A 6,974-nucleotide genomic window follows, 5' to 3' on the forward strand; every position below is an offset into this window, starting at 1 on the left:
CATTAAGTTAGTTTGGTCTCTTGGTTTTGTATTGACAGGGTTTATCAGTTTTTCACCCCGTTAGATATTGGCTTTGTTTTCTCCCACACCCCGCAATCACTCTCTCGCGACAGGAAGTCACGTGTATTTCTTGTCCGTTTTGGCCTCGGCCGCTTTACAGGGAAAGGACAGGATATGTCAGCTATAGAACCGCAGGAAAACCGGCAGACCGGAATACTGAATACCATCGAGCGTATCGGTAATGCGATGCCAGATATCACTATGTTATTTATTTATGCATTGGGTGTGTGCTGGGCGCTCTCCTTTGCATTGTCATTTATCAATTTCGACTATTACCACCCTCTGACGGGTGATCAGATTAAAGTGACTAATATGTTGGCACCCGTTGAGTTGGTGACCTTTATTACCACTATGGTCAAAAATTTTATCAACTTCCCACCACTGGCTATCACTATTGTGGCAACGTTAGGGATCGGGATTGCTGAGGGCAGTGGCTTTATTCAGGTGATGCTGAAAAAGATGCTTAACGTTACGCCACAACGAATTTTGACACCCGCAGTAATATTTATCGGGGTGGTGAGTCACGTCGCATCTGACTCGGCGTATGTTATTTTGATGCCGGTGTCTGCCATGATGTTCTATGCCAGTGGTCGCCATCCGTTGGCGGGCATCGCCGCCGCTTTCGCAGGTTTGGCCGGCGGATTTTCTGCCAGTTACACGCCATCGATTATCGATCCGATCATGCAGGGCTTCACCCAAGGTGCGGCACATATAATTGACCCGAGTTATAACGTCAATGTGTTGTGTAACTATTTCCTGAGCTTTGGCAGCACCTTTGCGGTGATTCTGGTGTGTTGGTTTATTACCGAGAAAATTGTTGAGCCACGTCTGGTTAAGTCGATGCCATTAAATGACGATCTCAGCGTGCTCCACAACAGTGATGAACTGCAAAAAGTGACACCTCAAGAGAGTAAAGCGTTTAAAAAAGCCGGGTTGACCATGTTGTTGATGCTGATTGGCCTGGCGGCTGCGCTTTACCCGGAAAATTCCTTATTGCGCTCGCCCGAGGGCAGCCTGACCCGCCCTGATGCACCGATTATGCAGGCGATAGTACCCTTGTTGTTCTTTATGTTTGCCATTCCCGGGCTGATTTATGGTTTTAGTGCCGGTACCTTCAAAAGCACCAAAGACGTTACCAGTAGCATGGAAAATATTACCCGTTCATTGGTTTCGTTTTTAGTGTTCAGCTTCTTCTGCGCCCAGTTTCTTTATTCATTCAGCCATTCCAATATCGGCACGTTGTTGGCAATCTCTGGGGCGGATTTCCTGCGCACCCTGGCAATGCCAGCCGGTTTCACTATTCTTGGGGTGATTCTGCTGTCTTGCGCCTTAGATATTATTATCACATCGGCTTCATCCAAATGGTCGATTCTGGCACCGGTATTAGTCCCGATGTTGATGGCAGTCGGTATCTCCCCTGAACTGACCCAGGCCAGTTTCCGTGTTAGCTCAACGGTGAATATCTCGACACCGATGTTTGCCTTTTATCCGTTGATCATTATGTATTGCCGTCAGTATTGCTCTAAAACCGGGGTTGGGACGCTTTGTGCCATGATGTTGCCTTATACTCTCGGGCTGACCATTGTATTAACCCTGATGCTATATCTGTTCTGGGGATTGGGTATCCCGCTAGGATTCCAGAGTGGGTATACCTATCCGGCGGGCAGTTAATCCCCTGTTTACCTGCAATGCTGATGATATGAATTAAGTCTATAAGGAATAAGAAATGACAATGGCACTCTCAGAACAACTGACCCAACGTTTCTTCCGTTATCTGGCGGTGAGCAGCCAGAGTGATGGCGCGTCAATGACGCTACCCAGCACGGTCGGGCAGCATAAGATGGCGCAAATGTTAGCGGAAGAACTGCGCCAGTTAGGATTGGAAGATATCGTCATTGATGCCCATGCGACGGTAACTGCCCGTAAACCCGGCAACCAACCCGCCGCACCACGAATTGGTTTCATTACGCATATTGATACCGTTGATGTTGGTTTATCGCCTGATATCCACCCGCAGCGGTTGCGCTTTACCGGCAGTGATCTCTGCCTGAATCCTGAACAGGGTATCTATCTGCGCACATCAGAGCACCCGGAAATCCTTCGTTACCAAGATGAAGAAATTATTTTTGGCGATGGCACCAGCGTGTTGGGGGCGGATAATAAAGCGGCGGTCACGGTGGTGATGACGCTGTTGGAGAACCTGAGTGGCGATGATTGCCATGGGGATATCGTGGTGGCATTTGTGCCGGATGAGGAGATTGGTTTGCGCGGTGCCAAAGCGTTGGATCTGGCACGGTTTGATGTTGATTTCGCCTACACCATTGATTGTTGCGAACTGGGGGAGGTGGTATTTGAGAACTTTAACGCCGCCTCAGCCGAAATTGATATTGTTGGGGTAACGGCTCATCCTATGTCTGCCAAAAATGTGCTGATCAACCCTATCCGCGTAGCTTATGACATTATCAGTCAGTTCGACCCACAGGAAACACCGGAACATACTGAAGGGCGGGAAGGGTATGTCTGGTTTACTGATATGGTTGCCAACCCCAATCACGCCAAACTGAAGATTGCGATTCGCGATTTTGATAATGCGTTATTCGCGGCACGCAAACAGCGAATTGGTGAGGTGGTTACACAGATTGCAGCGAAGTATCCACGAGCGAAAATCAGCCATTCAGTCACCGACGTTTACAGCAATATCAGCAACTCGATAGGCGAAGATACCCAGGCGATTGATTTGATTTTCTCTGCCATGGCCGCGTTGGATATTGAACCTAAGGTGATCCCAATGCGTGGTGGTACCGATGGTGCAGCGTTATCGACTCAGGGGTTATTGACACCAAACTATTTCACCGGAGCCCATAACTTCCATTCACCGTTTGAATTTTTGCCAATTAGCTCCTTTGTAAAATCGTATGAGTTAACCCGAACTATCTGCTTGTTTGCCGCTAAATAACTTATCAGGGGAGGGGGTATATAGCCCCCCTCCTCAATGTAAACCCCGCTATTACCTTAATCTAATGCCTCTTCCTGCACTTCTAACACATGGTATGCGGTTGAGCAGAACAGTGAATTCAAACGTTTCATATCACCTAATAGCCCCATGTGCAGACTGCTGGTTTCAATACTCTGCACATTTTGTTGATGCAGGCGTTCAACGTGAGAGTGAGAATAGCGGCGGTTTAATAAACGGAAACGATGCTTGGCACGGCGTAGGCGTTTGGCGTTATTGATATCGCGGGATAAAAACACCGACATTCCTAAATCCAGATTGGCTACCAGACGGGTGTGCAGGGTATTTAACTCTTCAAACCCCTCGGCCGAAAATGGCTTACGAGCATTGAGTGACTTGGCTGCCACATCAGCAGTCATGCGGCCAATAATATCGCCGGCTTGTTGCAGATTAACCGCCGTATCAATAATTTCAGCCCAACGACGGGAATCAATCTCACCCAACTCATCCTGCTGGATTTGCGCTAAATAGAGCTTAATGGCGCTATACAGCATGTCGACTTCATCTTCCAACAAACTGACTTCATGCTTTTGCTGTTTATTCCCCTCCAGTACTTCTTTAAACCGCACCAGCATCTGCTCCAGCACATCACCCATTCGCAGGGTTTCCCGCACTGCGTTTGCTAAGGCTAACGAAGGTGTATCGATGGCGGTAATATCAAGATAGCGCGGGGCCGAGGGTTGTAGGGTAGTTTGGTCATCGCTGACTAATCGGCTACAGATACGAGTCATCACTCCAACAAATGGCAGCATCAACAAGCAGCGCAGCAGGTTATAAAATACGTGGAAGTAAATGACCACTTCGGCGGCGGGCAAATTACGGCTAATGAGCCATTGCCCTAACATATTGACCCAAGGGAGGACTAAAATACAGCCGATCACTTTAAACAGTAGGCTGCCCAGCACCACTTGTCGGGAGATGGCATTCTGCCCACGGCTGCTGATCAGTGCTAGCAAACCACTGCCCAGATTAGAGCCAATCACAATACAGAGGGCGATATTTAGCGGAACTAAACCGGTAGCGGCCAGTGTGGCGGTCAGCAATACTGCGGCCAGACTGGAATAACTGATCATGGCGAACAGTGCGCCAATCAATAATGCCAGAATGGTATCACCGGTCAGAGATGAAAAAATGGCTTGCACGGCGGTTGCTTGCGTAATCGGCCCGGCGGCAGTGACAATCAGTTGCAGTGCCAGAATAATCAACCCGAGACCGATGCCTACCCGCCCCATCTGACCAATCCGACTTTTGCGCTGGCCGAGGAAAACAATAACCCCACCCAGGATTAGCAACGGTGAGAGCCAGGAGAGATCAAATGTCAGCACCCGCGCCATCAGCGCCGTCCCGACATCTGCCCCTAACATAATCACTAAGGCCGGCGACAAGGAGATAAGCCCCTGCGATACAAATGAGATAACCAGTAACGCGGTAGCATTACTGCTCTGTACTAGCGCCGTGACACCAATACCGGCGATAAAAGCCGTGGGTTTTTTCTGGATACTGGCGCTCAGAACCCGGCGCAGATCGGCACCGTAAACACGCATGATACCGGTGCGAACAATGTGTGTTCCCCACACCAGCAGGGCGACAGAAGAAAGCAGATGAAGCAGAGTCAGCATAGTTAATCTCAGTTGTGGCAAGACCCATATCGTTGAACTGCCTCAACGACGGTGAACACACCTGAAAAGGCGGGTGGGCCTGGCTCTGTGTAAGTTAGATCCTATTTAAGTCTGTACAGTTTGAGGTTACGGCCATTTGACGATAAAACGGCCCGTTGATGGATGTTGCAGTGTTTTAACAGGGTTACCTTGTGGTGCAGGGCGACCGATATCTACACGCGGGTGAGTTAGGGGTAGATGTAAGGTTATTCCCCAGATAAAGGGGACTTGCAAGACGATATCGACACTAAACATGCCCCATTATAGCAATTTTTGCTGCCAATGACGTCAGTTATGGCTTTTGGTAACAATACAGTGCGGCCAAGGTGCGGTTTGCCATCTGGTGGCGTGCGCTCTCTTGACCGCTTTTATGCTGTTACCCAGCCACCCGCAGCCAGGCAAATAGCAGCGCCACCATAATCACAACCACAGCCGTGGCAATCACTAAACGTTCAGCAAATAGACGTCGCATCGGTAAACTCCTCAGGCAAAACTGTAACGTTCTGAATGATACTTCGACATAGGAACACCGATTTCATTCAGCGCAGACTCGATAGCATCCATCATGACATTGGGGCCACATATAAAATACTCGTGACTGGCATAGGGAGGGGGCAAGTGCCGTTTGAACACCTCGGCATCAATGAATCCTTTTTCCCCCGTCCAGTCTGGCGCGGGGTTCGACAACACATGCACCACGACCAAATTAAGCCGTGATTTTAATGCTTCTAACTCTTCACGAAAGGTGATCGATTCCCAATCTTTGCTGCCATAAAGTAGCAGGGCTGGCCGTTGGTCACCGCGATCAGCCAGTGTTCGCAACATACTCATCATTGGCGTTATCCCAACACCACCGGCGACCAGAACATGCATGTCTGCCGGATTTCCTAATGTGAATGCCCCATAGGGGCCATCCAAATAGACCCGTTGCCCGATGGGGACTTTAGGTATGTTAGAGGTAAAATCCCCCAGATTGCGGATCGACATTTCCACGCGCCCGTCACTCACCTGTGCGCTGGATGAAAAAGAGAACGGATGGGCGGTAATGTTAAACGGGCTACCCCAAATGGTTAACCAACCGAACTGTCCGGGAGTGAAGCGAAAACCGTCATGGCCATCGGGCATCATCACCAAGGTGGCGGTATCACCCCGTTCCTGCCGTACTGCTACCACGCGATAGGGGCGTCGCAATATAAACAGCGGTTTGACGATCCGCACATACAGTAGCAAACCAAACCAAAAAAGAATCAGGCCAACCCAAAGTGCTCTTTTTAATGGGTCGTCGAGGTAAAACCCCCAGCCGACCATATGCATGACCCCGGCAACAACCGCCACTACGGCCAGAATAATGTGAGATAAATGCCAGATTTCATAGCGTATTTTTAGTTGAACTCGCCACAATGCGGTAATAACCAAAGCAATTAATGCATAGGTTGATAGGGCGGCAAAACGGGCTCGCCACGGCGCGTCGAAGGAGTTTAGTAGTGCCAATAACTCTGGACGAACAACAAATAGGATTAAGGGATGTGCGATAACCAGCCCGACTGCAATCAAAGAGATTCGTCGGTGGAAGTGATAGATAATATCCTCACCCCAAGGTTCGGTGACATAACGGAAACGGGCAGTCAGACCAAATTGTAGCCCCATTATTGCCAATCCGGCATAACCAAGGGCAATCGAAAACTCCGTCCAGAAATCTCGAGCTGGGGGTAATGTACCGGTTAATAATGCCAACAGAGGGGCCAGAATAAAAAAAAGGTATATCCCAACCCAAATGACACTACGCACAGCATAAGTCGACATATTGCTCACACCAGAATTATGAATAACATGTCAATAAGTATACTAAGCGAAACATAAGATAACCATTTATAAACATCACCATAACAATGAAGGAGCTGGGCACCAGACAGATTGAAAAGAGAGTCGTCGCCTGTGATGCTGGTATGGGGTCTAGCGTAATTGGGGCGTCGGTTTTGAAAACAAAGCTGAAGAAGGTCATGATCGATATTAAAGTATCCAACGCTAAAATGGAGGAGATCCCCAGCGATACCGACGTGGTCATAACGCATGTTCAACTGATTGAACGAGCCAAAAAATTACATGGAGATAACGGCATCACCTTTATGTCTATTACTCAGTTTATTGAGGAAAGCCAATGTGATGAAATTGTGGAATATATAATAAAATAAGCAATTAGAGGTTATTGGCGGGGATGCAGCGAGTATCCCCTCTTTTTTCAT

At 48.6% G+C, this 6,974-nt stretch carries 6 protein-coding genes; 3 read left to right on the top strand and 3 right to left on the bottom strand.

Going from position 1 to position 6,974, the window contains the following annotated elements; all coding sequences use genetic code 11:
• The first annotated feature begins 174 nt into the window (after window positions 1-174).
• Complete coding sequence (locus tag V1952_RS18750; RefSeq protein ID WP_420072245.1) at window positions 175-1,731, top strand: AbgT family transporter; 1,557 nt, start codon at window positions 175-177, stop codon at window positions 1,729-1,731.
• Window positions 1,732-1,786: 55 nt separating this feature from the next.
• Window positions 1,787-3,016, top strand: a complete 1,230-nt coding sequence (gene pepT / locus V1952_RS18755; RefSeq protein ID WP_420075300.1) for a peptidase T — start codon at window positions 1,787-1,789, stop codon at window positions 3,014-3,016.
• Window positions 3,017-3,072: 56 nt separating this feature from the next.
• Here pepT and V1952_RS18760 read toward each other — a convergent pair whose 3' ends face one another.
• The 3 genes from V1952_RS18760 to V1952_RS18770 form a co-directional block, all read right to left on the bottom strand.
• Entirely contained in the window at window positions 3,073-4,692 is a 1,620-nt protein-coding gene (locus V1952_RS18760) for a Na/Pi cotransporter family protein (RefSeq protein ID WP_083162515.1), read from the bottom strand.
• Between the two features lie 126 nt (window positions 4,693-4,818).
• On the bottom strand, window positions 4,819-4,986 hold the full coding sequence (locus V1952_RS18765; RefSeq protein ID WP_372560552.1) for a hypothetical protein: 168 nt from the start codon (window positions 4,984-4,986) through the stop codon (window positions 4,819-4,821).
• A gap of 228 nt (window positions 4,987-5,214) precedes the next feature.
• Entirely contained in the window at window positions 5,215-6,534 is a 1,320-nt protein-coding gene (locus V1952_RS18770) for a ferric reductase-like transmembrane domain-containing protein (RefSeq protein WP_083162517.1), read from the bottom strand.
• A gap of 86 nt (window positions 6,535-6,620) precedes the next feature.
• Between V1952_RS18770 and V1952_RS18775 the strand changes: the two genes are divergently transcribed.
• On the top strand, window positions 6,621-6,923 hold the full coding sequence (locus V1952_RS18775) for a hypothetical protein (protein ID WP_420075301.1): 303 nt from the start codon (window positions 6,621-6,623) through the stop codon (window positions 6,921-6,923).
• The last annotated feature ends 51 nt before the right edge of the window (window positions 6,924-6,974 follow it).

Source organism: Yersinia sp. 2542 StPb PI, assembly GCF_048593855.1.
GTDB classification, from domain to species: domain Bacteria; phylum Pseudomonadota; class Gammaproteobacteria; order Enterobacterales; family Enterobacteriaceae; genus Yersinia; species Yersinia enterocolitica_E.

Bases quoted from the DNA above. Each gene is read 5' to 3' on its own strand.
- V1952_RS18750 (WP_420072245.1), top strand. From the start codon at position 175: ATGTCAGCTATAGAACCGCAGGAAAACCGGCAGACCGGAATACTGAAT.
- pepT (WP_420075300.1), top strand. From the start codon at position 1,787: ATGACAATGGCACTCTCAGAACAACTGACCCAACGTTTCTTCCGTTAT.
- V1952_RS18760 (WP_083162515.1), bottom strand. From the start codon at position 4,692: ATGCTGACTCTGCTTCATCTGCTTTCTTCTGTCGCCCTGCTGGTGTGG.
- V1952_RS18765 (WP_372560552.1), bottom strand. From the start codon at position 4,986: ATGTTTAGTGTCGATATCGTCTTGCAAGTCCCCTTTATCTGGGGAATA.
- V1952_RS18770 (WP_083162517.1), bottom strand. From the start codon at position 6,534: ATGTCGACTTATGCTGTGCGTAGTGTCATTTGGGTTGGGATATACCTT.
- V1952_RS18775 (WP_420075301.1), top strand. From the start codon at position 6,621: ATGAAGGAGCTGGGCACCAGACAGATTGAAAAGAGAGTCGTCGCCTGT.